Raw genomic sequence first — 24,137 nt, 5'->3', positions numbered from 1 at the left:
CCCCTCCAGGCAGGTCTCACTCCACGGTGACGCTCTTGGCCAGGTTGCGCGGCTTGTCGATGTCGTGGCCGAGGGCCTGTGCGGCGTGGAAGGCCAGCAGCTGCAGGGGGATCGTCAGCAGGATCGGGTCGAGCTCCCGCTCGCTGCGCGGTACGTCGACGCGCTGGACGCCGAGGCCGGCGAGGTCCACGCCGGCATGGGTGACCACGACGAGCGGGCCGCCGCGGGCCGCGATCTCGTGCAGCGCTCCGACATTGCGGTCGGTGAGCTCGTCGTCGGGGACGACCGCGACCGTCGGGACCGCAGTCGAGATCAGCGCCAGCGGGCCGTGCTTGAGCTCGGAGGTCTGGTAGGCCTCGGCGTGCCGGTAGCTGATCTCCTTGAACTTCTGCGCGCCCTCCCTGGCCACCGGGAAGCCGCGCACCCGGCCGACGAAGAACAGCGACTCGGCCTGCGCGAGTCCCTGGGCGACCTCGGCGAGGTGCTCCTCGCCGTCCAGGATCTCCTGCAGCTGACCGGGCATCGCCGTGAGCGCCGCGATGAGCCGCTTGCCGTCCGCGATGGACAGGTCGCGCACCCGGCCGAGCTGGAGGGCGAGCAGCGCGAAGCCGAGGAACATGTTGGTCAGCGCCTTGGTGCTGGCGACGGCCACCTCGGGCCCGGCGTGCAGGTAGATGCCGCCGTCGCACTCGCGCGCGATCGCCGAGCCCACGACGTTGACCAGACCGATCACCCGGCCGCCCTTGCGCCGGATCTCCTGGACGGCCAACAGGGTGTCGATGGTCTCGCCGGACTGGCTGACCGCGACGTAGAGGGTGTCGTGCTCGATGATCGGGTTGCGGTAGCGGAACTCGCTCGCGGCCTCGGCGTCGGCCGGGATCCGGGCCAGCTCCTCGATCAACGACGCGCCCATCTGACCGACGTAGTAGGCCGACCCGCAGCCGAGGATCTTCACGCGCCGGATCTCCCGGGTCTCGCGCGCGTCCATGTTGAGCCCTCCGAGGTGGGCGGTGCCGAAGCGCTCGTCGAGCCGCCCGCGCAGCACTCGCTCGGCGGCGGCGGGCTGCTCGAGCAGCTCCTTGCGCATGAACGAGTCGTGCTCGCCGGCGTCGTAGGACGCCGGGTCGACGTCGACCTGGGTGGCGGTGCGCTGGACCCGCGTCAGGTCCTGCCGGTACGTCGTGAAGCCGGTGGCGGTCAGCGTCGCCATCTCGCCGTCGTCGAGGTGGGCCACCGTGGTGGTGTAGCGGACCAGGGCGCCGAGGTCGGAGGCGACGTGCATCTCCCTGTCCCCCACGCCGATGATCAGCGGGCTGCCGTTGCGGGCCACGACGATGCGGTCGGGGAACTCGGCGTGCAGCACCGCCACGCCGTAGGTGCCCTCGATCGCGGCCAGCGCCTCGGCGACGCGCTCCTCGAGCGTCTCGGCCGCGGACCGGGCGATGAGGTGCGCCAGCACCTCGGTGTCGGTGTCGCTCACAAGGTCGACGCCCTCGTCGGTGAGCCGCTGGCGCAGAGATGCGGCGTTGTCGATGATCCCGTTGTGGACCACGGCCACCTCACCCTTGCCGTCGACGTGCGGGTGGGCGTTGACGTCGTTGGCCGGGCCGTGGGTCGCCCAGCGGGTGTGGCCGATGCCCGCCTTGCCGGTGAAGCGCTTCGGCAGGTCCTCGCTGAGGTCTCGCACCCGTCCGGCCTTCTTCGCCACCCGGAGCCCGGACCCGAGCACGGCGACACCGGCCGAGTCGTAGCCGCGGTGCTCCAGACGGGCCAGGCCCTCGAGAAGCAGCGGGGCCGCCTGCTGGGTGCCGATGTAGCCGACGATGCCGCACATGTGTGGGGTCCTTAGGTGTAGATGAGGCGGCGCAGCTGCCGCTCGGTCAGGTGCGGAGCGGCGACGACGTGGTCGCGCAGCTCCGCGGCGATGCGGGCGAAGATCTCGGGGTTCTTGGCGCCGTAGGTCTTGAGCTCGCGGTGCCGCCGACGGACGAAGTCCTCGACCGGCTCGGCCTGGAAGGCCAGCACGTCCTCGATGACCCGGATAGCCTCCGCTGGCGCGAGTCCGGTGCTGGCCACGACATGGTCGACCAGCGCGCGATCCGGAGTCACGGCAGCACTGTCGCGCCGATCGCGCCGAATTCGCAACTTCCTGCCCGTTTTCGGGCAAGAATGACAGAGTGTCGCGCCAGACCGTCGCGGGTTTCGTTGGGCGGGAATGAAACCGGACCTAGGTCCGTTTGAACAGTTGTTGATAGTTCAACCAATCCACCGAGGAGCTCCGCATGACCACCGACTTCGACCCCACCACCAGCATCGTCGAGAACATCTCCGGCGACTACACGATCGACCCGCACCACTCGCGCCTGGGCTTCGTCGCGCGCCACGCGATGGTGACCAAGGTCCGCGGCCAGTTCTCCGACTTCTCCGGCACCGCGCACGTCGACACCGCCAACCCCGCCGGCTCCTCGGTCTCGCTGAGCATCAAGACCGCCAGCGTCAGCACCGGCAGCGCCGACCGCGACGGCCACCTGGCCTCCGCCGACTTCTTCGACACCGAGCAGTACCCCGAGATCACCTTCGTCTCCACCGACGTGGACCGCGACGGCTCCGAGTGGTCCATCACCGGCGACCTCACCATCAAGGGCACCACCAAGCCGGTCACGATCGTGTTCGAGGAGACCGGCTCGGCGCGCGACCCCTTCGGCAACGTGCGCGTCGGCTTCGAGGGTGGCGTCACGGTCAACCGCAAGGACTGGGACCTCACCTGGAACGCCGCGCTCGAGACCGGCGGCGTCCTCGTCTCCGACAAGATCAAGCTGGAGTTCGACATCTCCGCCATCCAGAACGCCGCCTGACCTCCCCCTCCCGCTGACCCGTCAGAGACTCTCTGACGGGTCAGCGTGGATTTGGGTGAGTTGGTGACGGGTCAGCGGGGGCAGGGCGAAAACCAGGTGAGCGGGGCGGGGTCGTCGGGTTTGAATCCCGACATGCCCGCAGGTCCCATCCGCCACCAGCTGCTGCTGCCCGACGGCTACACCCAGCGCCCACTGCGGACGAGCGACGCCGCGGCGGTGACCGCGGTGATGGCGGCCCAGGAGCTCCACGACGTGGGCTGGTCGCGTACGCCGAGATCACCGGCGGCGACCGCGGGGACGCGGCCGTGCATCCCGAGCACCGCGGCCGCGGACTGGGCACGGCGCTCGCGGGTCAACCGAGCCATCGCGGTCTGAGTCACTAGAACAGGTTCCACCCCCTCTGTCAGGGTGGCGCCATGACCCCCTTCGTCACCCGCTACGACTTCCGTGCGCCCGGCGCCGACTCGGCCCAGCGGCAGGAGATCTTTGCCCGCGCGCTCGAGCAGGCGGCGTACCTGGACGCCCACGGCGAGGACGCGATCATGCTGTCGGAGCACCACGCCTCCGACGACGGCTACCTGCCCAGCCCGATCCCCGTGGCCGCGGCGATCGCGGCGGTGACCCAGCGCGTCCCGATCACGGTCTCCGCGCTGCTGGCCAACCTCTACGACCCGGTCCGCCTGGCCGAGGACATCGCGGTGCTCGACCACCTCGCCGCCGGCCGGGTGAGCTTCACGATCGGCCTGGGCTACCGGCCCGAGGAGTACGAGCACCTCGGCCGCCCGTGGGCGACCCGCGGCGCCGACCTCGAAGCCGCGATCCTGGTGCTGCAGCGTGCCTGGACCGGGGATCCGTTCGAGTACAGGGGACGCACGGTGCGGGTGACCCCGACGCCGTACTCGCCGCCGCACCCGATGCTCTTCTACGGCGGCGGAACACTGGCGGCGGCCCGCCGCGCGGGGCGGCTGGGGCTGCACTTCGCGCCGCAGCACGGCGACGCGGGGCTGCGCGCGGCCTACGAGGAGGAGTGCCGCGCCCAGGGCCGGGAGCCGGGGATCATCCTGCGCTCACCGAGGGGGCCGGCCCACGTCTTCTGTGCCGACGACCCGGACGCGTTCTGGGGCCGCTACGGCCACCATCTGCTGGCCGACGCCACCGGGTACGCCGCGTGGCGCGGCCCCGACCAGCGCTCCTACGTGCAGGACGACTCGCGCACCGTTGAGGAGATGCGCGCCGCCGGCGTGTACGTCGTCCTGACCGCCGACCAGCTCGTCGAGCGGTGCCGCAGCAAGGAGATCCGGCTCGTCACCAGCCACCCGGCCTGTGGCGGCCTGCCCGCCGAGCCCTCCTGGGAGAGCGTGCGGCTGATCAGCGAGGTGGTGCGCCCGGCGCTGGCCGGACGAGCATGACGGATGTCATGGCCGGCCCGTGACAGGACGCCGGGGACCGATGACAGCGCGCACTGCCGGCGCAGCGCCCGGCGCGGGATCGTGGAGCCATGGACACGACAACCTCCTCGCGAACCGACCGGCCGGCCGGCGTCGGGCACCGCGAGCCGGCGATCCGCGTGCGCGACCTCCGGCGCAGCTACGGGTCGGGCAAGCAGGCCTTCGAGGCGGTCCGCGGCCTCGACCTGGACATCGAGGCCGGCTCGGTGCACGCCCTGCTCGGGACCAACGGCGCCGGCAAGACCTCCACCATGGAGCTGATCGAGGGGCTCGGCCGTCCCAGCACGGGAGAGATCCGGGTCCTCGGGCTCGACCCGCTCGCCGACCGCGCCGCCCTGCGGCCCCGGCTCGGGATCCTGCTGCAACGCAGCGGGTTCTCCGGGGACCTGACCGTCGCCGAGACGCTGCGCATGTGGCACAGCACGCTGAGCCGCCCCCGCCCCGTCGCCGACATGCTCGGTGCGCTGCGGCTCGAGGCGAAGGCCGACACCCGGGTCGTCGGCCTCTCCGGCGGCGAGCAGCGCCGGCTCGACCTGGCGTGCACGCTCATGGGGCGGCCGGAGGTCGTCCTCCTCGACGAGCCGACCACCGGTCTGGACCCCGAGAGCCGCCGGGACGTGTGGGCCCTGATCGGCGGGCTGCGCGACGAGGGGGTGACGGTGCTGCTCACGACCCACTACCTGGAGGAGGCCGAGGCGCTGGCCGACGAGCTCGCGATCATGCACGAGGGCCGCATCGTGCGTCGCGGCACCGTGGCGCAGATCGTCGAGGGACACCCCTCCGTGGTCCGGTTCCGGACTCCAGAGGCCTCGCTGCCCGACCTGCCCCGGGTCCGCCACCGCACCGCCGAGCGCGGCGCCACGGTCCTCGAGACCGACGACCTCCAGTCGACGCTGACCGCTCTCCTGGCCTGGGCGGCGCATGACGGCGTACGTCTCGCCGACCTGTCGGCCCGCACCGCCACCCTGGAGTCGGTCTTCCTCGACGTCGCCGACCACGAAGGAGCACCCCGATGAGCACCACCACCCCGACGAGGTACGCCGGATCGCGCCGCCGCGTGGTCGGGCTGGCCCGCGCCAACGCGCTGCTGATGATGCGCAACCGGCTCACGCTGTTCTACGGGGTCGTGCTGCCGCTGCTGCCCCTGCTGCTGCTCCTCGCGGGCGAGCGCGGCGACACCGCCGTCGGCGGCAACGCGGTGACCACCACGCTGCTGATGGCCCTGCTCTTCCCGGTCTACTACAACGTGCTGTCGCTGGTCGTGTCGCGACGCGACGAGCTCGTCCTGAAGCGGCTGCGCACGGGCGAGACGCGCGACGGCGAGCTCGTCACGGCCCTGTCCCTTCCCGGCGTGGCGATCTGCCTGGTCGTCTCGCTCCTCACGGTGGTCGCCGGGCTCGCCGCCGGGCTGCCGTGGCCGACCAACCTGTCCCTCTACCTCGTCGCCGTCCTGGTCTGCGCTGTGCTGTTCGTGGCGTTCGCGTTCTGGACGGCGGCCTGGACCCGCACGGCCGAGGCGGCCCAGATGACCAGCCTGCCGGTGATCACGCTGGCCCTGCTCGGCACCATCACCTCGGCGCTGCCGCAGCGCTACGCCGAGATCGTGGAGCGCACTCCCGCCGGCGCGCTCGAGCAGCTGGTGCGGCTGTCGTGGTTCGGTGAGGACGACGCGCGGACGGTCGGCTCCCTCGACAGCTGGGTGGCCGCCGGGGAGCCGGTCCTCGTCCTGCTGGCGTGGACCGCCGCCGCGGTCTGGCTGGCCGCCCGTTCCCTGCGGTGGGAGCCACGGACCTGATCCGTAGGCTGACCCACCACGGTGAGGAGGGGAGCGAGATGACGGGCGCGCGAAACGACCGTGACCGGGGCTGGCCCTGGCGCAGCTGGTCGGCTCTCGACGAGGTCGAACGGGTCGACGTCTACACCCGCCAGTCGCTGTACCTGCTGCTGTGGTGCTCCCTGGGGTTCGTGCTGCTCGGGGGTGCCAACGAGGCGGACCCCGCGCCCGTCCAGCTCTCGCTGGTGCTCCTCGGCGCCGCGGTGCTCGGCGTCCTCGGCACCCGGGCGCTCACCGCGGTCGCCGATCTCTACCCCGCCAGCGGTCCGCTCCCCTGGCGTCACCTGGGACCGCTGCTGGCGGCCTGCGTCCTCGCCGTCGCCGGTCTGCTGGCTCTGCCGCAGGACCTGCGGATCGCTGCCGGGGCCGGCATCTGGGTCGTGCTCGCCTGGGCCCTCGGAGGACTGCGCGACCGCGTCACCACCGCGGCGCTGCTGGTGGTCCTGACCCTGCTCCCCCTCGCGCTGACCGGCGAGTGGTGGGCGGCCGGCTACGGGCTCATCGTCAGCTCGTTCTTCGTCTTCACCTGCCGGGTCTCACTGTGGCTGCTGGGGGTCGTGACCGAGCTCGACGCGGCCCGCACCGCCCAGAGCGCGCTCGCCGTCGCCGAGGAGCGGCTGCGCTTCTCGCGCGACGTGCACGACGTGCTGGGGCGACGGCTCTCCACGATCGCGGTGCAGGCCGAGCTCGCCGCGACCCTCGCCGGACGAGGCGACGCGGAGGCCGGGGCCCGCATGCTCGAGGTGCGCGGCATCGCCCACGAGGCGCTGCGCGAGGCCAGGGAGCTGGCGCGCGGCTACCGCAGCACCGACCTCGCCCAGGAGCTCGAGGGCGCTCGGTCGCTGCTGCGATCCGCGGGCATCCGCACCGAGGTGGACGTCGACGGCCTCGACCCCGCCTGGCACGAGCCGGCCGGCTGGGTGGTGCGGGAGGCGGTCACCAACGTGCTGCGCCACTCCGCGGCCACGGCCGTGGCGATCACCTACGCCGACCGCGTGCTCGAGGTGCGCAACGACGGGGTGGGCGCCGCCGGCTCGTCCGACGGCAGCGGCCTGGCCGGGCTGCGGGCTCGGCTGGCGCCGCTCGGAGCCTCGCTCGACGTGGTGCACCGGGCGCCGTCCTTCGCCGTACGGCTGCTGGTGCCCGAGCGGGACCGGACGGGAGCCGCCTCATGATCCGCCTGCTGGTCGCCGACGACGAGCACCTGATCCGCACGGCGCTCGTCCGGCTCCTCGACCTCGAGGAGGACCTGGAGGTCGTGGCCGAGGCCGCCGGCGGAGCGGAGGCACTGGCCGCGGCGGTCAAGGCACAGGTGGACGTGGCGGTCCTGGACCTGCAGATGCCCGAGCCCGACGGGATCGCGGTGGCCGAGCGGCTCGGCACCGACCTGCCCGACTGCCGGGTGGTGATCGTGACCAGCCACGGCCGACCCGGCCACCTCAAGCGGGCACTCACCGCCGGGGTGCGCGGCTTCCTGCCCAAGACGACCTCGGCGGCGACGCTGGCCGACGTCGTGCGGCAGGTGCACGCCGGTGGCCGGTACGTCGACCCCGAGCTGGCGGCCGAGGCGATCGCCGCCGGCGACAGCCCGCTGACGCCGCGGGAGGCCGACGTACTCGAGCTGGCCGCCGACGGCGCGTCGATCGAGGAGATCGCCCAGCGTGCCTCGCTGTCCCCCGGCACGGTGCGCAACTACCTCTCCAACGCCGTCGCCAAGCTCGGCGCCGCCCACCGCCACGAGGCCTGCGCCAAGGCCCGCCGCCTCGGCTGGATCTGACCGCCGCCCTACTGCCCCGAGCCGAGCTCCACCGTCGAGACGACCGAGGTGAGCGACGGCTGACGCGGTGTCGAGGAGAAGCCGAAGCGCGGAGCCGGGTCGAGGACGGCGAGCGCGCCCAGGTCCCGACCGTCGAAGGCGCCCGAGAGCGAGACGACGGCGTGGTGGTCGGTGGCGCCGTACCACTCGCGACCGTCGCGGGCCGCGCCGCGCGTACGTACGCCGGACAGGACCAGGCGCGCCACCGGGTCGGTGAGCAGCGAGAACCACGGCGCCTCCGCGACCACGCGGGGCACGCAGCGCAGGACCCGGCCCAGCCAGGTGCGCCGCCCCACGGTCCAGTCGAGGGCGAGCGACGCCGACCGGAGCCGCCATCGGTCGCCCTGGACGATGAGCTCGACCGGCTCGACCCGCACCTCGTCGAACTCGTAGGTCGCCTCGATCAGTCGGGCCACGTCCTCCCGCGGGGCGATGAGCACCCGCTGCCCGTCGGGTCCCTCGACCATCGCGTCGGCGAAAGCGCCGTACGGCGAACGCCGCCAGCGGCCGACCACGACGCGGACGCCGCTGGTGCTGCCCAGGCCGGTGATCTGCCCGCGGAACCGGGCGCGGGTCATCGGATCGGCGCCCCGGAGAGGGTGCGCGCGACGACCAGCCGCTGGATCTCGGAGGTGCCCTCGAAGATCGTGTAGATCTTGGCGTCGCGGGCCATGCGCTCAACGGGGTACTCCCGGGTGAAGCCGTTGCCGCCGAGGATCTGCATCGCCCGCTCGGTCACCCGGACCGCGGTCTCGCCGGCGAACAGCTTGGACATCGACCCCTCGGCCTTCTCGAAGCGCCGACCCTGCCGGGCCATCCACGCCGCGCGCCACACCAGCAGCCGCGAGGCCTCGATCGAGGTGGCCATGTCGGCGAGCATGAACGCGATCGCCTGGTTCTCGATGATCGGCCTGCCGAACTGCTCGCGGGTCTTCGCGTAGTCCAGCGCCACCTCGTACGCCGCTCGCGCGATGCCGATCGCCTGCGCGCCGACCGCGGGGCGGGTCCGCTCGAAGGTCGCCATCGACGCGTTGCCTCCTTGCCCGGTCCCTGAGGAGGCGAGGGACGAGCCGTCTCGCAGGGCGCGCGCCTTGGCGAGGCGGGCGTCGAGTCGGTCCTTGCCGCCGAGCAGGCAGCGCCCGGGCACGCGAACCTCGTCGAGGACGACCTCGGCGGTGTGGGAGGCACGGATGCCGTGCTTGGCGAACTTCTGTCCCTGGCTGAGACCCAAGGTGTCGGGCGGTACGACGAAGCTGGCCTGCCCGCGGGTGCGCAGGTCGGGGTCGACCACCGCGGTGACGACGTGGACGTCGGCGAGGCCGCCGTTGGTCGCCCAGGTCTTGGTGCCGGTGATGACCCACTCGTCGGTGGCCTGGTCGTAGCGGGCGCGCGTGCGCATGGCGCCGACGTCGCTGCCGGCGTCCGGCTCGGAGGAGCAGAACGCGCCCAGCCGGAGGTCGCCGGGCTCGCCGAACATCTGCGGCACCCACTCCCCGACCTGCTCGTCGGTGCCGTTGGCGCGCACCGCGGCCGCGGCGAGCGCCGTACCGCAGATGGCCAGGCCGATCCCGGCGTCGCCCCAGAACAGCTCCTCCATCGCGACCGGGATGCCCAAGCCGGTCTCGTCGAAGGACTGGGTCGCGAAGAAGTCCAGCGAGTAGATCCCGGCGCGGGCGGCCTCCTCGACCACCGGCCACGGGAACTCCTCCCGCTCGTCCCACTCGTGGGCAGCCGGACGGATGACGTCGGCAGCGAAGGTGTGCAGCCAGTCGCGCAGCTCGACGTGGTCGGGGCCGAGCTCGAAGGAGGGCGTGGTCACCGCCCGAGACTAGCCAGACCCACCGCTGACCCGTCAGAAACTCTCTGACGGGTCAGCGGCCGCGGGGTGAGCCTGGCGGCGGCTCAGGTGACGGCGTCGCCCTCGTCCTCGGGCTCGTCCTCGGGCTCGGTGCCGTCGGCGAGGATCCCGTAGAGCTTGCGGCGGGTCTCGACGAGGACCCCGACGGCGGCGCGTCGCTGACCCTCGGAGCCGGCGCTGACGATCTGCCAGACCGCGCCCATGACCTGGCCGATCTCGGACTTGATGTCCGCCGAGCCCTCGACGGCACCGTCGGCGGCCTCGTCGCGCCGGAACGGCGCCCAGACCGCCGCGAGCTCGGCGGCGTGCTCGGCGACGTACGTCGCGCCCTCGGCGGTGAGCCTCAGGCTGCGCCGGCCGCGCTCGTCGTCGGCCTCGACGAGGCCCTCGTCCTCGAGCTGCTGGATGGTCGGGTAGACCGACCCTGGGCTCGGGCGCCAGGCGTCGTCGCTCTTCTGGGCGATGGCCTGGATGACCTGGTAGCCGTTGACCGGCTGCTCGGCCGCGCCGGCCTCGCGGAGCACGTCGAGGATGGCCGAGCGCACGTCGCCCCGGCGTACGCGGGGGCCGCGGCGCCGGTCGTCGGGCTCGCCGAGGCCGAACAGGCCCGCCAGCCAGGGCGGCCCCTGGAGGCCGGAGCGTCCGCCCCAGCCGCCGCCGGCCCAGCCGCCACGGTGCCCCTCCGGCCCACCGTGGCCACGCCCGCGGTGCTGCTCCCAGGGACCCTGCGGCCCCTCGGCCCACTCGGTGAAGCGGTCGTTGCTACGTCGTTCGTGTCGGTTGCGTCGTGGGTGTCCCATGCTCGCGTTCCTTTCGTGACGGGGATCGCGGTGCGCCCGAGAGTCCGTATGACTATCGGCGACTGTTCGCGATATATCGCAAGCGTACGCGCGGGAGGATGTCGGCACAAGGACCGGTGGGGTAGTGCCTGACGAACGTGTCGGTGCAAACGCCGTTTCGACAACACCAACGCCCGGGACTACCCCGGAGGCGACACCTCAGCGCGCCAGCCAGGCGGCGTACGCGTCGAAGGTGTAGGGGCGGCCGAGGAAGTCGGCGACGAGGTCGGCGGCGTCCTTGCTGCCGCCCGGGGCGAGGACGCGGTCGCGGTAGCGGGAGGCGGTCTCGGGGGCGAAGAGGTCACCGGAGTCGAAGGCACTGAACATGTCCTTGGCGATGACCAGCGACCACATGTAGGTGTAGTACGCCGAGCTGTAGCCGCCGAGGTGGCCGAAGCTGGCGAACATGTGGGTGTCCTCGATGTAGGGGAACGGCGAGTAGCGCTCCTGCAGCTCTCGGGTGCGGGCGGTGAGGTCGTCGGGGCGCTCCTGGTGGAACCAGTAGGACATCGACGCGTAGAACATCTGCTGGCGGGCCAGGTAGCCCTTGCCGAAGTCGTCGCCGCGGCGCATCCGCGCGACCAGGTCCGCGGGGATCGGCTCGCCGGCCTCGTCCGTGGCGAAGGTCCGCAGCACGCCGGCGTCCCAGGCCCACTCCTCGAGCATCTGGCTCGGCGCCTCGACGAAGTCCCACTCGGTCGCCACGCCGGCGAAGCGCGTCCACTGCCCGCGGCCGGCCAGCACGTGGTGCACGAGGTGGCCGAACTCGTGGAACAGCGTCACGACCTCGTCATGCTCCATCAGCCCCCGCGAGAAGTTGCACACCAGCACCCCCTCGGAGAGCTGGCGGCCCGCGACGCCCTCGGTCAGCGTGAACTGCGCCGCGTGCTTGTACTTGCCCTCCCGCGGGTGCAGGTCGAGGTGGATGCGGCCGATGGCCTCCTCGCTGTCAGGCCCGTCGGTGCGGAAGACGTCGTACGACGTCACGTCCTCATGCCAAGCGGTGCCGCGCGCGACCTCCTCGTAGCGCAGCCCGAAGAGCCGCCCGGTCACGTCGAGGAGTCCCTGGCGCACCTTGGGGAAGGCGAAGTAGGTGCGCACCTGCTGGGCATCGACCTGGAGCTGCTCCTTGCGGACCAGCTCCTCGTAGTAGTTGGCGTCCGCACCGGTGATGGAGGTCGCCTCCGGATGGTCCTGCCGGAAGCGCTCCATGAGCACCGCCAGGTCACGGCGCATCGGCTCCTCGGCCGCGGCGGCGATCTTGTCGATGAACTCCGGGATCGCCGGGCCGGTGCCGATCATCTTCACGGCGGCGTCGTACGACGCCCAGTCGTCGTAGCCGACCAGGCCCGCCAGCTCGTGGCGCAGCTCGAACATCTCCTTCAGCAGCGCGTCGCTCGCGGGCCAGCCGCGGTTGAGGAACGCCATCGTCAGCTCGCGCCGTACGTCGGCGTCGTGCGCGAACATCCGCACCGGGATCACGTCGGGGTAGTCGGTGGTGACCGTCACCAGCCCTTCGTCGTCGGCCGGGTGCGCCTCGCGCCAGTCGGCGGGGAGCCCGTCGAGCTGCTCGGGGGCCACCCGGATGCGGCGGACGTCGTCGCGCACGACCTTGCTGAACTCCTGGTCCAGCTCGGTCAGCCGCTCGCTGATCTCGGTGAGGCGCGCCCGGATCGCGTCGTCACGGTCGACGCCGGCTCGTCGGAAGTCCTCCAGCACCTTGGCGAGCAGCCGCGCCGCCTGCTCGTCGAGGCCGCCGGCGTCGAGCGCCGCGAACACGTCGTACAGGCCGCGGTCCAGGCTCAGCTCGGTGACCAGCCTCTGCACGTCCTGCTCGGACCGCTCGGCCACGTCGCGCACGCCCTCGTCCGGGTGGACGTTGCTCAGCAGCGAGCCGGCTGCGGCGACGTTGCTCAGCTGCAGCGTGATCTCGTCCCACTGCCGCAGCGCGTCGAGGGTGTCCCCGGGCGGCGAGTCGCGCAGCCGCTGCGCGAGCTCGCGGGCGGTGCTCAATCCCGCCTCGGCGCGGGTCTGGACCCAGGCGAGGGCGGAGTCGGCGTCGGGCAGGTCCAGGGGGCTCAGGCTCACCGGGCCAGCCTGCCATGTGACCGGCCGACGCAGCCGCCTCAGGTCACGCCAGCCAGCTGGTCGCGGCGGCGGGTGAGGTAGGCGCGCTCGGCGGGGTTGGCGGTGGCCGCGATGGCCTGGTCGTACGCCGCACGCGCGTCGGCGGAGCGGCCGAGGCGGCGCAGCAGGTCTGCGCGGGTGGCGTGGAAGGCGTGGTACCTCGCCAGCGCCGGCTGCTGCTGGGGCAGCCGGTCGACCACGGCGAGGGCGACCTCGGGGCCGTCGAGCTCGGCGACCGCCACCGCGCGGTTGAGGGCGACCAACGGACTGGGCGCGACGGCGTACAGCTGGTCGTAGAGCATCGCCACCTGGGCCCAGTCGGTGTCGGCCGCGGTGGGGGCGTGGGTGTGGACGGCGTTGATGGCGGCGAGCAGCTGGTACTGGCCCGGTCGCCCGAGGGCGAGGCACTCGCGGACCAGGGCGCGCCCCTCGGCGATGAGCGCCCGGTCCCAGCCGCCGCGGTCCTGCTCCGGAAGCGGCACCAGCTCCCCACCGGCCATCCGGACCGGCCGGCGCGCCTCGATGAGCAGCATCAGCGCGAGCAGGCCGGTGACCTCGGGCACGGTGGGCAGCAGCCGGTGCAGCAGCCGGCCCAGCCGGATCGCCTCGCCGGTGAGCTCGTCGCGGATCGGCTCCGCCCCGGAGCCGGACAGGTAACCCTCGTTGAAGATCAGGTAGACCACGGCCATCACGCCGTCCACGCGCTCCTCCAGGTCGGCCTCCGAGGGCACGCGGTAGGGGATCCGCGCGCCCTTGATCTTGGCCTTGGCGCGGGTGATCCGCTGCGCCATCGTCGTCTCCGGCACCAGGAACGCCTGGGCGATCTCCGCGACGGTGAGCCCGCCGAGCAGCCGCAGCGTGAGCGCCACGCGTGCCTCCGGGGCGAGCGCGGGGTGGCAGCAGGTGAAGAGCAGCCGCAGCCGGTCGTCCTCCACGACGCCCGTGGGCTCGTGGGGTGTGTCGTCCTTGATCATCAGGGCCGCCTGATGCTTGGCGTCGCGTCGCTGCTCCCGACGGATCCGGTCGATGCCCTTGCGGGCCGCGGTGGTGGTCAGCCAGGCGCCCGGGTTGGGCGGGGTGCCGTCCACCGGCCACCGCTCGAGCGCGACCACGAGGGCCTCGCCGGCGGCCTCCTCGGCGGCGTCGATGTCGCCGAGGCGGCGTACGAGCGAGGCCACGACGCGGCCGTACTCCTCGCGGAAGATCCGCTCGGTCGCGGCGTGCGCGGCCGCCTCGCTCACGCCTCCGGCTCCTCCTGGAACGGCCGCACCTCGACCGTCTCCTGACACGCACGCGAGGCCTCCTTGGCCCAGGCGAGCGCCGCGTCGAGGTCGGGTGCCTCGATGACCCAGAAGCCGCCGAGGTACTCCTTGCTCTCGACGAACGGGCCGTCGGTCACGATCGGCGCGGCACCGGTGTTGTCGACGGTGGTGGCCTGGTCGATCGTCTGGAGACCGCCGGCGAAGACGTAGGCACCCTCCGCCTGGAGCTTGTCGTTGAAGCGGGCGGTCGCCTCGAAGAGCGGCTGCAGCTCCTCCATCGTGCGCGTGTCGGCGGCGACCTCGTCGACGTCGCCGTGGACTGCGAGCAGGTACTGCGTCATCGGGATCCTCCTGTGTCGGCGGCGGCCTCCCTGGTCGCCTCTCACCCTGACTACGAACCGGTGCAGACGGCTACGACAACACGGGCAGAGGATTTCTGCCAGGACCTACTCACCAGCCGTCCGTGCCGGGCCCGCCCTTGAACGGCCCGACGACTCGGTGGGTGATCCAGCCGCCGTAGAAGCCGCCCGGCTGGGGGTCGACGGCCTCGCCGTCGACGGTGCACTGCTCGACGAGCATCGGATTCACGGCGACGGCGCCGGCGATCGCCTCGAACCCCTCGCGCGGCTCGAGGTAGGTCCACGCGGCCGAGCGCGCGACCGAGGAGCCGGCGACCAGGTCGAAGTAGGAGGCCTGGCCCTTCCACTCACACCACGTGGCGCCCTCGGTCTCGCGCAGCACGCCGGGCGCGAACGCCGCGCGCGGCAGGTAGTACGTCGGCGGGTGGCTGGTCTCGAGGACCCGCCACGACGTGTCGCTGCGGGCGACCACCTGCCCGCCGAGGAGGATCTCGACGTGCTCGTGGCTCGGCTCCACGCGAGGCGGGCGCGGGTAGTCCCACACGGACTCCTGTCCGGGGCCCGCGGGGTCGGGGATGGGGTGACTCATGGGCCCAGTCTGCCCCGCCCCCTGACATCGAGTGGCGCGGTGCACCACCCGACCACATAGGTTCTCCGGGTGCAGATCCGTGGGCTCATCGCCGACACCCGGCCGTTGCGCAACCCGCACTTCCGGCGGCTCTGGCGGGCCAACATCGTCACCGTCATCGGCGCGCAGCTGACCGTGGTGGCGGTGCCGGCCCAGATCTACGCCGACACCGGCTCGTCGGCGTACGTCGGGCTGACGGGGCTGTTCGGCCTGGTGCCGCTGGTGGTCTTCGGGCTGTGGGGCGGCGCGCTCGCCGACGTGTTCGACCGTCGGGTGCTGCTGATCATCACCACGGTCGGGCTGATCGTCACGAGTGGGCTGTTCTACCTGCAGGCGGCGATGGGGAGCACGAACGTCTGGCTGCTGCTGTGCCTGTTCTCGGTGCAGCAGGCGTTCTTCGCCGTGAACCAGCCGACCCGCAACGCGGTGCTGCCACGGCTGCTGGGCCCCGACCTGCTCCCGGCGGCCAACTCGCTCAACATGACCGTCACCCAGGCAGGTGCCATCGCTGGCCCGCTGGTCGCCGGCGCCCTGATCCCGGTGCTCGGCTTCGAGTGGCTCTACCTGCTCGACACGCTCACGCTGCTCGCCACGCTCTCGGCGGTCGTGCGGCTGCCCCCGCTGCCGGTGGAGGGGGCCGGGACCGGCACCCCCGGGCTGCGCTCGATCTTCGACGGGCTGGCCTACCTGCGCGGCCACCCGGTGCTGATGATGTCGTTCGTCGTCGACATCATCGCGATGGTCTTCGGGATGCCGCGGGCACTGTTTCCCCAGATCGCGCACGAGAGCTTCCTCGGACCCGAGGAGGGCGGCCTGGCGTTCGCCGCGCTGTTCGCGGCCATCCCGGCCGGCGCCGTCATCGGCGGCGTCTTCTCCGGCTGGGTCTCGCGGGTCAGCCGGCAGGGCGTCGCGGTCCTCGTGTGCATCGTCGTCTGGGGCGTGGCGATGGCCGGCTTCGGCCTCGCGGTCGCGCTCGCCGACCAGTGGCGTACGCCGATGCTGGTCGCCGCTGTCGCGATGCTGGTCGTCGGCGGCGCGGCCGACATGGCCTCCGCGGCGTTCCGGGTCAGCATGCTCCAGGCCTCCGCCTCCGACGCCGTGCGCGGCCGGCTGCAGGGGATCTTCACCGTCGTCGTGGCGGGCGGGCCCCGCATCGCCGACGTCGCCCATGGCGCCAGCGCCGCGATGGTCGGCACGGCCACCGCGGCCGCGGGCGGCGGCGTGCTCGTCGTGGTGCTCACCGTCGTCGCGGCGATCGCCGTGCCGTCGTTCGTGCGCTACCGGGTCACGCGCCCAGCAGCCCTCTGACGTACGCCGCCTGTCCGGCGTGCTGCAGGTCGTCGGTGATCACGCTGGCGAGTCGCACCCCGAGCGTGACCGGCGGGTCCCAGCCCTCGTCGACGACCCGCTCCAGGTCGTCGGGCTCCAGGCCGGCGACGTAGGCGGTGCTCTGCTCGTGGACGGCGCGCAGGTAGCTGGTGAGGAGGGCCGCCTCCGCGCGCACCGCGCCGACCTGCTCGGTGGTGTGGCCGTAGCCGATCTCGGCCGGGTCGAAGGGCAGGCCGAACCGCTCGGCGTAGCCCTGGCCGGTGTAGACCTGCTCGATCCCGGCGACGTCGGCGACGTGGTCGTCCTGGACCCGGGCGAGGTGCCAGACCAGCCAGGCGATGGTGTTGGCCCCCTCGGCGGGGCGGGTCGCGAGCTGGTCCTCGGTGAGGCCGTCGACGGCGGCCTCGGCGCTCTCGACGACGCGCCCCAGGAGCTCTGTCAGCAGCTGTGCGGGAGTCATGGCTCCGACGGTAACCCGGCCCCGAAGTGGGTATCGGCTCGTCATGACGAACTTCGGCTACACCCTGATGACCGAGCAGAGCGGGCCGCGTGACCTGGTCTCGTACGCCGTCGGCGCCGAGGAGGTCGGCTTCGACTTCGAGGTCTCCAGCGACCACTTCTCGCCGTGGCTGACCGAGCAGGGCCATGCGCCGTACGCGTGGTCGGTGCTGGGCGCGGTGGCCCACGCGACGTCGCGGGTCGGGCTGATGACCTACGTGACCTGCCCGACGCAGCGCTACCACCCGGCGGTCGTCGCGCAGAAGGCCGCGACGCTCGGGCTGCTCTCCGAGGGGCGGTTCACCCTCGGGCTGGGCTCCGGCGAGAGCCTCAACGAGCACGTCGTGGGCGGCGGCTGGCCGGGGATCGCGACCCGGCAGGAGCGGCTCGTGGAGGCCGTCGAGATCATCCGCGAGCTGTTCACCGGCGAGCTGGTCGACTACCGCGGCAACCACTTCGACGTCGACTCCGCCCGCATCTGGGACCTGCCGGACACGCCCGTGGGGCTGGCGCTCGCCGTCGCGGGCGAGCGCGCGATCTCGACCTTCGCGCCGCTGTCGGACCACCTGGTCGCCGTGGAGCCGGACTCCTCGCTGGTGTCGACGTGGAACGACGTGGAGGGGGCGCCGCGGATCGGCGGAGACGGCGGCGCTCGGGCGATCGGGCAGATCCCGATCTGCTGGGCGCCGGACGCCGAGGAGGCGAAGGCCCTCGCGCACGAGCAGTTCCGCTGGTTCGGGGGCGGCTGGAAGGTCAACGCCGACCTGCCCACTCCGATGGGCTTCGCCGGCGCCACCCAGTTCGTGACCCCCGACGACGTGGCCGAGTCCATCCCGTGCGGCCCCGATCTGGACGCCATCGTCGAGGCCGTCTCGGCGTACTGGGACGCCGGCTTCACCGACATCGCCCTCGTCCAGGTCGGCGACAAGCACCAGCGCGCCTTCCTCTCCGAGGCCGCCGGCCCGCTGCTCGACAAGCTGCGCGCCGCGGCGCCGTGAGCCGGTCGCGGCGCCGCGGGTCGACGGTCACACCTCCACGCTCGCGTGCGTCAGGTGCGTAGACCACTCACACCCGAGAGAGGACCACGTCATGCTGAGCCAGAGCTCCTACCCCGCGGCGTACGTCGCGGCCTCCCGCGACGCCGTCAGCCGCCAGCTCGACGCCTACGCCGCCCTGCCCCTGTCCGCCGCCGACCGCGCCGGCTTCGAGCCCGACTACCTGCGCCAGCTGGTGCTCGCCCTCGACACCTACGCGCTGCACCGCAGTCGCGGGCAGGAGGGCAAGGACGGCAACCCGCTCAACGAGGTGCGCCTGCTGTGCACCTCGATCCGCGAGCACGAGGGCGTGCTCACCGGCGAGAAGTCGATCACGTACGCCCCCGACCGCTCCGTCCTCGGCCTGGCCGAGGGCGAGCAGATCACCCTGGACGCCGCCGGCTTCCGCCGCCTCGCCGACGCGTTCTTCGACGAGCTGACCGTCCGCTTCCCCGGGTAGTCCCGGACGGTGGCCCTCAGTCGCGCAGCTTGGCGAGCCGGGCCCGGAGCGCGTCGCGGCGGTGCGCGTTGCCGTGGAGGTCGACATAGCGCTCGGCGTACGTCGCCAGGAGCGCGTCGTCGAGGCGGCGCACCGCGCCGGGCGGGTAGCGGTAGTCCATGCGGGCGTTGAGGTCGCCGGGGCTGGCGCGCAGCACGTCGTTGAGCTCGTCGAGGCTGGTGATGCCGAGCTCGAGGAGCAGCCCGGAGATCCAGGCGTAGTGGTCGGTGCGCGACCAGCCGGCGTCGTCGTACTGCCCGGCGAGGTACGCCGCCAGCTCGCGCTGGTCGATCCGCGGGTCGTCGACCACCTCGTCGGGGCTCAGCGTCGCCGCGACCGGGCCGGTCGAGCGCAGCCGCTCTCGGATCGTGGAGAACTCCTGGTCGGCCAGCTCCAGCAGGCCGGCGGCGAGCGTGAAGCGGCGGTCCAGGTCACGGGCGTGCTCGTCGGGGACGTCGCCCTTGTAGCGGATGTCGTGCTCGAACTCCGCCCACGCGTGCTGCAGCACCGTGCGGACCTGCACCTGCGCCACCCGCCCGCGCAGCGCGGCGTAGGCGCGGTCCCTCTCCCGCGCCGCGTCGAGCTCGATGAGCAGGTGCCGGCTGGCGTAGCCGAAGCGGCCTTGGCTGGCGGTCTCCTGGCCCAGGTCGCGGTCCTCCTTGACCACCACCTGGTCGCCGAGCAGCTCCGCGACGGCCGAGACGTCGCTGTGCACGTAGGTGATGACGCGCACGCCGATCTGGTCGGTGATCTCGCGCAGCGGGTCGCTGAAGACCGGGCGGCCGTCGACCATGCGCGCCGCCTTGACCGCGAAGGACTGCACGCTCTTGGTCCGCCCGGTGACCGAGAGGTAGTTGATGCCGGCCTCGTCCAGGATCGAGGTCACCAGTGCCACGAACTGCGCGGCGGCCTCCGCGAGCGCAGGCTGCTGGGCGGCGTACTCCTGCGTCGCGGCCCGCGCGTCGGGCAGCGACGGGGTGACGATGTAGCCGGTCTCGAGATCGCCGTACGTCGTGGTGCGCTCGGGCCAGTGCTCGCGGAAGTAGGCGACGTAGGCGCACACCACGGCGTCGACCTGGTCCTCGACGACGCGCAGCTCGCTCTTGCGGGTCGCCGTCTCGACCGCCAGGCGCAGCGCTGCCCAGTCGTCGCCGGTGCGGACCAGGCCCTGCACGTGCCCCATCAGGGTGAGCAGCTCGCCGCGCAGCAGGTCGAGGTCGCGACCCCGCTTGTCCTTGTACTTCAGCGTCTTCGCCAGCCCGAACAGCACCACGGTGGCCGGATGGGGGTAGACCTCGATCGCGCGCCGGGCGCGACCCGAGCGCGGGTTGAGGTCCAGGCCGAGGCGCTGGCACACCCGTGCGCCGCGGGTCTCTCCGCCCGCGAACTCCGGCTTGCCCGTGTTGGCCGGGTGCGTGCCCGCCTCGAACCGCCGGAAGTCCTTGCTCAGGGCCCTCTCCGCGGGGCGCGACCCGGACGGGTTGGTGACGATGAGCGGGGCGTCGATCGCGACCAGGCACTCCTCGGCGACGTACGGCGCCACGGTCTCGGCGATCTCCTCGTCGGTGCGCACCGCCCGGACCAGCACCAGGCGTGCCTCGTCGTCGAGGACCGCCAGGCCCGTCGGCTGGCGCTCCCCCCACGCGAGGTCGATCCCGACGAAGTGCACGGAGACACCCTGCCCTACCGGGCGGCCTCAGTGGACGGCGTACTCCCGCGCGATCGCGGCGCCGAGGCGCGCGTTGCTGCGCACCAGCGCGATGTTGGCGGTGAGGCTGGCCCCGTCGGTGAGCTCGACGATGCGGCCGAGGAGATACGGCGTGGCGTCCTTGCCGCCGATGCCGAGGCGGTCCAGGTCGGCCAGTGCATGGTCAATCACGGCGCCGATCTCGGCGGCCGCGATCTCGTCCTCGGCGGGGATCGGGTTGGCGACGACCAGCCCGCCGGCCAGGCCGAGGTCCCACTTGGTACGCATCATGGCTGCCACGTCGGCCGGCGAGTCGAGGCGCATCGGCGCGCGGTGGCCGCTCTCGCGCGAGTAGAACGACGGGAACTCCTCGGTCCCGTAGCCCACCACCGGCACCCCGAGCGTCTCGAGGGTCTCGAGGGTGAGGCCGATGTCGAGGATGCTCTTCACGCCCGCGCACACCACGGCCACGTCCGTCTGGCCCAGCTCGGTGAGGTCGGCCGAGACGTCGAAGGACGTCTCCGCACCACGGTGCACCCCGCCCAGCCCGCCGGTCACGAAGGTGCGGATCCCGGCCAGCGCGGCCAGCCGCATGGTCGAGGCCACGGTGGTGGCGCCGTGCCCGCCGCGCGACACGACGTACGGCAGGTCGCGCACGCTGACCTTGGCCACGTCGGGGTGGCTGGCCAGCAGCTCGAGGTCGTCAGGCCCCAGGCCGATGCGCGGGCGACCGTCGAGCACGGCGATCGTCGCGGGCGTGGCGCCACGGTCGCGCACGATGCCCTCGACCTCGACGGCCATCGCGACGTTCTGGGGGTAGGGCATGCCGTGGCTGATGATCGTGCTCTCCAGCGCGACGACCGGACGGCCCTCCGCCAGCGCGGTGGCGACCTCCTCGGTGACCCTCAGCAGGGGGTGGCTCACAGTCGGCTCCTCACCAGCTCGTCGCTCAGGTCGCCACGCACGGTCTCGGGTGAGGCGACGGTGAGCGCCGCGGCCGCGTGGCCGTACGCCGCCGCCTCGGTCGGAGAGGCTCCGCCCAGCACCGCATGGCAGAACGCCGCCAGCATGGCGTCGCCGGCGCCGGTCACGTCCACCACCTCGCCGGGCACGGTCGCCAGCTGCGTCTCGCCGTCCTGGCCGCTCAGCACCGACCCGCAGGGTCCGCGGCGCACCCACACCAGCGCGACACCCCGGGCGTGCAGCGCGGCCGGGCTGCCGCCCAGGACCGCGAGCTCGCCGGCGTTGGGCGTGGCGCACCACAGCGGCCGGGCCCCGACGAGCGGAGCCAGGGCGGCCGCCTTCGGGACGCTGACCGGGTCGAGCAGCACCCGCACGCCCGCCTCGGTCGCGTGCGTCCAGGCCGCGGTCAGCGTGTCGTTGCGCAGGTTGCCGTCGAGCACGACCAGGTCGGCGCTCGCGAGCAGGCGGGCGTCGAGGTGCTCCGGCCCGAGCGTCGCCGTGGCCGCCATGTCGGCGACGCCGACGCTCAGCTCGCCGCTGGGCTCGAGCACGGCGAGGTAGGTGCCGGTCGCACCGGCCGCCCGGCGTACGCCGGATACCTCGACCCCGGCGGCGGCCGTCATAGCCACCAGGTCGTCGCCGAACACGTCGTCCCCCACGGCCGCGACCAGCGCGGTCGGGGTGCCGAGCCGGGCGAGGTTCTCGGCGATGTTGCGGCCCACCCCGCCGGGGCTGGTCGAGAGCGTCCCGGGGTTGCTCGTGCCGCGCACCACCGCGGACGTCGTCCGCGCCTTCAGGTCGAGATTGGCTCCGCCCACGACCACCACCGTCACGAGCGTGACGCTACCGGCGATGAGATGCGGTGTCGGCGGCGGTCTCTACCGTGCGATGGAGGCGGCGAGGCACACACGAGAGGCGAGGCCGTGGTCGAGATGATCCGCGCGAGCGGGCTGGTCAAGCGCTACCAGAAGGTGGAGGCGCTCGGCGGCCTCGACCTGTCGGTCGAGGAGGGGCGCGTCCTGGCACTGCTGGGCCCCAACGGGGCGGGCAAGACGACCGCCGTCCGGATCCTGGCCACGTTGCTCGAGCCCGACGACGGCTCGGCCCAGGTGGCGGGGGTCGACGTCGTCGCCGACCCCGACGGGGTGCGCTCGCGCATCGGACTCTCCGGCCAGTACGCCGCCGTCGACGAGTACCTCACCGGTTACGAGAACCTCGAGATGGTCGGACGCCTCTACGGCCTGGGCAAGCAGCGCTCCCGGCGGCGGGCGCGCGAGCTCCTCGAGCGCTTCGACCTCGCCGAGGCCGGCGACCGGCCGGCCAAGACCTACTCCGGGGGGATGCGCCGGCGCCTCGACCTGGCCGGAGCGCTGGTCGCCGAGCCGCCGGTGCTGATCCTCGACGAGCCGACGACAGGGCTCGACGTGCGCAGTCGGCTGCAGATGTGGGAGGTGATCCGCGAGCTGGTCGCCTCGGGCGCGACCCTGCTGCTGACGACGCAGTACCTCGAGGAGGCCGACCGGCTGGCCGACGCCATCGTGGTGATCGACCACGGTCGCGCCATCGCCCGCGGCACCGCAGACGAGCTGAAGTCGCAGACCGGGGGCGAGCGCATCGAGGTGGTCCTCGCCGACGTCGCCGACCGGGCCGCGGCGGGCGCCGTACTCGGGAGAGTGGCGATCGGGGAGATCCAGGTCGACGACAACGGCCGCGACCTCGTCGCCGCCGTCGACGGGGGCGCCGGCGCGCTCGCGCAGGTGCTGAGCGGCTTCGCCGCCGACGGCGTGGAGGTGCTCGACGTCGGGCTGCGCCGCCCCACCCTCGACGACGTGTTCCTCAGCCTGACCGGCCGCGCCGCGGAGTCCGACCCGGCGACAGACCCGGCCACCGAGACCACCCAGGAGGTGTCGCCATGAGCGTCGGAGCCGCGCGCGCCGTCACCGACGGCTGGATCGTCGCCAAGCGCAACCTGATCAAGATCAAGCGGGTGCCCGAGGTGCTCGTGTTCGTGCTGATCTCGCCGATCATGTTCGTGCTGCTGTTCGCCTACGTGTTCGGCGGCGCGATCGACCCCGCCGGGGCCGTGGGCTACAAGGAGTTCCTCATCGGCGGGATCTTCGCCCAGACGGTCGTCTTCGGTGCGACGTTCACCGGCGCCGGGCTGGCCGAGGACATGCAGAAGGGCATCATCGACCGGTTCCGCTCGCTGCCGATGTCCAGCGCCGCGGTGCTCGTGGGCCGTACGACCTCCGACGTGGTCTACAACGTGCTGTCGCTGGTCATCATGGCGCTCACCGGCCTGCTCGTGGGCTGGCGGATCCGCGAGGGCGTCGTCGACGCCGCGGCCGGCTTCCTGCTGCTGCTGCTCTTCGCCTACGCGATCAGCTGGGTGATGGCGTGGGTCGGACTGCTGGTGCCGAGCGTGGAGGTCATCAACAACGCGTCGTTCATCGTGATCATGCCGCTGACGTTCGTCTCCAACGCGTTCGTGCCGTTGGAGTCGTTCTCCGGGGTGCTGCGCCACATCGTCGAGTGGAACCCCGTCTCCACCCTCACCCAGGCCGTACGCGAACTGTTCGGCAACACCGACCCGACGATCCCGGTCTCCGACGCCTGGCCGATGCAGCACCCCGTGGTCTACACGCTGCTGTGGGTGGTGCTGATCCTGCTCGTCTTCGTGCCGCTGTCGGTGCGCCAGTACCGGCTCTCGAGCAGCCGGTGAGACGGGCGGACCCCGCTACCCCGGCCGGCCCAGGGCCCGCAGCGTCCGCCGTACCAGGGGCTCGTCGAGACCACGCAGACTGAAGCGCAGCGTCCCCTTCCCCGACGCGTACGGCGCCAGGTCCAGCACCAGCCCCGGGTCGTCCGCCGGCGCCTCCGGCTCCGGGTAGATCGCCAGGTGCGTTCTCCAACCGGCCAGGTGCAGCAGCGACCGGCCGTCGCGGGTGAAGGTCGCCATGTTGTAGGCGATCGTCTCGCCGACCCCGGGGATCTCCTCGTGCACCCACCCCCGCACGGCCCGCACCGCCGCCGCCGGCCCCGGCTCGAGATCCGCGAGGTAGGCGTCCACGTCGGCGTACTTCTGCCCCATCCCGGCAGGC

26 protein-coding genes are annotated in these 24,137 nt (G+C 72.8%); 12 read left to right on the top strand and 14 right to left on the bottom strand.

The window, feature by feature from the left end:
- Positions 1-16: 16 nt before the first annotated feature.
- Both glmS and LRP67_RS03780 read right to left on the bottom strand, forming a co-directional pair.
- Positions 17-1,834, bottom strand: a complete 1,818-nt coding sequence (gene glmS, locus LRP67_RS03785) for a glutamine--fructose-6-phosphate transaminase (isomerizing) (protein ID WP_231268847.1) — start codon at positions 1,832-1,834, stop codon at positions 17-19.
- Positions 1,835-1,845: 11 nt separating this feature from the next.
- Entirely contained in the window at positions 1,846-2,109 is a 264-nt protein-coding gene (locus LRP67_RS03780; RefSeq protein WP_231268846.1) for a hypothetical protein, read from the bottom strand.
- Between the two features lie 173 nt (positions 2,110-2,282).
- Between LRP67_RS03780 and LRP67_RS03775 the strand changes: the two genes are divergently transcribed.
- The 7 genes from LRP67_RS03775 to LRP67_RS03745 all read left to right on the top strand — a co-directional run bounded on the left by LRP67_RS03775 (position 2,283) and on the right by LRP67_RS03745 (position 7,914).
- A complete protein-coding gene (locus LRP67_RS03775; protein ID WP_231268845.1) occupies positions 2,283-2,855 on the top strand; it encodes a YceI family protein in 573 nt (190 codons plus the stop codon).
- A 132-nt stretch (positions 2,856-2,987) separates the two neighbouring features.
- Positions 2,988-3,230: a hypothetical protein gene (locus tag LRP67_RS03770; protein ID WP_231268844.1), complete on the top strand. Its 243-nt coding sequence runs from the start codon at positions 2,988-2,990 to the stop codon at positions 3,228-3,230.
- Between the two features lie 41 nt (positions 3,231-3,271).
- The gene (locus LRP67_RS03765; protein WP_231268843.1) at positions 3,272-4,264 is read left to right on the top strand and encodes an LLM class flavin-dependent oxidoreductase; all 993 of its coding nucleotides are present in this window, start codon (positions 3,272-3,274) and stop codon (positions 4,262-4,264) included.
- Positions 4,265-4,353: 89 nt separating this feature from the next.
- Positions 4,354-5,319, top strand: coding sequence for an ABC transporter ATP-binding protein (locus LRP67_RS03760; RefSeq protein ID WP_231268842.1), 966 nt, complete (start codon positions 4,354-4,356; stop codon positions 5,317-5,319).
- On the top strand, positions 5,316-6,098 hold the full coding sequence (locus tag LRP67_RS03755; protein WP_231268841.1) for an ABC transporter permease: 783 nt from the start codon (positions 5,316-5,318) through the stop codon (positions 6,096-6,098). The genes LRP67_RS03760 and LRP67_RS03755 overlap by 4 nt, the downstream gene beginning before the upstream one ends.
- A gap of 38 nt (positions 6,099-6,136) precedes the next feature.
- Positions 6,137-7,312 (top strand): sensor histidine kinase, encoded by a 1,176-nt coding sequence (locus tag LRP67_RS03750; protein ID WP_231268840.1) that lies wholly within the window; start codon positions 6,137-6,139, stop codon positions 7,310-7,312.
- Complete coding sequence (locus LRP67_RS03745) at positions 7,309-7,914, top strand: response regulator transcription factor (RefSeq protein WP_231268839.1); 606 nt, start codon at positions 7,309-7,311, stop codon at positions 7,912-7,914. The genes LRP67_RS03750 and LRP67_RS03745 overlap by 4 nt, the downstream gene beginning before the upstream one ends.
- Before the next feature lie 8 nt (positions 7,915-7,922).
- Here the strand turns inward: LRP67_RS03745 and LRP67_RS03740 are convergent, their stop codons facing one another.
- The 7 genes from LRP67_RS03740 to LRP67_RS03710 form a co-directional block, all read right to left on the bottom strand.
- A complete protein-coding gene (locus tag LRP67_RS03740) occupies positions 7,923-8,531 on the bottom strand; it encodes a hypothetical protein (protein ID WP_231268838.1) in 609 nt (202 codons plus the stop codon).
- Positions 8,528-9,772, bottom strand: coding sequence for an acyl-CoA dehydrogenase family protein (locus tag LRP67_RS03735; RefSeq protein ID WP_231268837.1), 1,245 nt, complete (start codon positions 9,770-9,772; stop codon positions 8,528-8,530). Before LRP67_RS03735 ends, LRP67_RS03740 begins: the two co-directional genes overlap by 4 nt.
- A gap of 83 nt (positions 9,773-9,855) precedes the next feature.
- Positions 9,856-10,611, bottom strand: coding sequence for a PadR family transcriptional regulator (locus LRP67_RS03730; RefSeq protein ID WP_231268836.1), 756 nt, complete (start codon positions 10,609-10,611; stop codon positions 9,856-9,858).
- Between the two features lie 198 nt (positions 10,612-10,809).
- Positions 10,810-12,738 carry a M3 family metallopeptidase gene (locus tag LRP67_RS03725; protein WP_231268835.1) on the bottom strand — a complete coding sequence of 643 codons (1,929 nt, stop codon included), beginning with the start codon at positions 12,736-12,738 and terminating at the stop codon, positions 10,810-10,812.
- 38 nt (positions 12,739-12,776) lie between these two features.
- On the bottom strand, positions 12,777-14,018 hold the full coding sequence (locus LRP67_RS03720; protein WP_231268834.1) for an RNA polymerase sigma factor: 1,242 nt from the start codon (positions 14,016-14,018) through the stop codon (positions 12,777-12,779).
- Entirely contained in the window at positions 14,015-14,380 is a 366-nt protein-coding gene (locus LRP67_RS03715; RefSeq protein WP_231268833.1) for a YciI family protein, read from the bottom strand. Before LRP67_RS03715 ends, LRP67_RS03720 begins: the two co-directional genes overlap by 4 nt.
- A gap of 109 nt (positions 14,381-14,489) precedes the next feature.
- Positions 14,490-14,987 (bottom strand): DUF427 domain-containing protein, encoded by a 498-nt coding sequence (locus tag LRP67_RS03710; RefSeq protein ID WP_231268832.1) that lies wholly within the window; start codon positions 14,985-14,987, stop codon positions 14,490-14,492.
- Positions 14,988-15,056: 69 nt separating this feature from the next.
- Here LRP67_RS03710 and LRP67_RS03705 point away from each other — a divergent pair, with 69 nt between their 5' ends.
- On the top strand, positions 15,057-16,334 hold the full coding sequence (locus LRP67_RS03705) for an MFS transporter (protein ID WP_231268831.1): 1,278 nt from the start codon (positions 15,057-15,059) through the stop codon (positions 16,332-16,334).
- Here the strand turns inward: LRP67_RS03705 and LRP67_RS03700 are convergent.
- Entirely contained in the window at positions 16,312-16,815 is a 504-nt protein-coding gene (locus LRP67_RS03700) for a DUF664 domain-containing protein (RefSeq protein WP_231268830.1), read from the bottom strand. The genes LRP67_RS03705 and LRP67_RS03700 overlap by 23 nt on opposite strands.
- Positions 16,816-16,858: 43 nt before the next feature.
- Between LRP67_RS03700 and LRP67_RS03695 the strand changes: the two genes are divergently transcribed.
- Positions 16,859-17,851: a TIGR03557 family F420-dependent LLM class oxidoreductase gene (locus tag LRP67_RS03695; RefSeq protein WP_231268829.1), complete on the top strand. Its 993-nt coding sequence runs from the start codon at positions 16,859-16,861 to the stop codon at positions 17,849-17,851.
- 91 nt (positions 17,852-17,942) lie between these two features.
- Complete coding sequence (locus LRP67_RS03690) at positions 17,943-18,347, top strand: hypothetical protein (protein WP_231268828.1); 405 nt, start codon at positions 17,943-17,945, stop codon at positions 18,345-18,347.
- Between the two features lie 16 nt (positions 18,348-18,363).
- On the opposite strand, the gene LRP67_RS21770 is transcribed toward LRP67_RS03690, so the two are convergent.
- From LRP67_RS21770 to LRP67_RS03675, 3 genes are read right to left on the bottom strand one after another with little or no spacing between them, the layout of a single operon-like run.
- Complete coding sequence (locus tag LRP67_RS21770; RefSeq protein ID WP_231268827.1) at positions 18,364-20,055, bottom strand: DUF429 domain-containing protein; 1,692 nt, start codon at positions 20,053-20,055, stop codon at positions 18,364-18,366.
- 27 nt (positions 20,056-20,082) lie between these two features.
- Positions 20,083-20,997 carry a pseudouridine-5'-phosphate glycosidase gene (locus LRP67_RS03680; protein WP_231268826.1) on the bottom strand — a complete coding sequence of 305 codons (915 nt, stop codon included), beginning with the start codon at positions 20,995-20,997 and terminating at the stop codon, positions 20,083-20,085.
- The gene (locus LRP67_RS03675) at positions 20,994-21,869 is read right to left on the bottom strand and encodes a carbohydrate kinase family protein (protein ID WP_231268825.1); all 876 of its coding nucleotides are present in this window, start codon (positions 21,867-21,869) and stop codon (positions 20,994-20,996) included. Before LRP67_RS03675 ends, LRP67_RS03680 begins: the two co-directional genes overlap by 4 nt.
- Before the next feature lie 99 nt (positions 21,870-21,968).
- Between LRP67_RS03675 and LRP67_RS03670 the strand changes: the two genes are divergently transcribed.
- Together LRP67_RS03670 and LRP67_RS03665 are read left to right on the top strand one after the other, a co-directional pair.
- Complete coding sequence (locus LRP67_RS03670; protein ID WP_231269001.1) at positions 21,969-22,952, top strand: ATP-binding cassette domain-containing protein; 984 nt, start codon at positions 21,969-21,971, stop codon at positions 22,950-22,952.
- On the top strand, positions 22,949-23,758 hold the full coding sequence (locus tag LRP67_RS03665; protein WP_231268824.1) for an ABC transporter permease: 810 nt from the start codon (positions 22,949-22,951) through the stop codon (positions 23,756-23,758). Before LRP67_RS03670 ends, LRP67_RS03665 begins: the two co-directional genes overlap by 4 nt.
- Before the next feature lie 15 nt (positions 23,759-23,773).
- On the opposite strand, the gene LRP67_RS03660 is transcribed toward LRP67_RS03665, so the two are convergent.
- Positions 23,774-24,127, bottom strand: a complete 354-nt coding sequence (locus LRP67_RS03660; RefSeq protein ID WP_231268823.1) for an iron chaperone — start codon at positions 24,125-24,127, stop codon at positions 23,774-23,776.
- Positions 24,128-24,137 lie beyond the last annotated feature (10 nt).

It is taken from the genome of Nocardioides sp. cx-169, from assembly GCF_021083605.1.
In the GTDB taxonomy this organism is placed as follows: domain Bacteria; phylum Actinomycetota; class Actinomycetes; order Propionibacteriales; family Nocardioidaceae; genus Nocardioides.
This window is presented reverse-complemented; position numbering and strand designations above follow the sequence as displayed.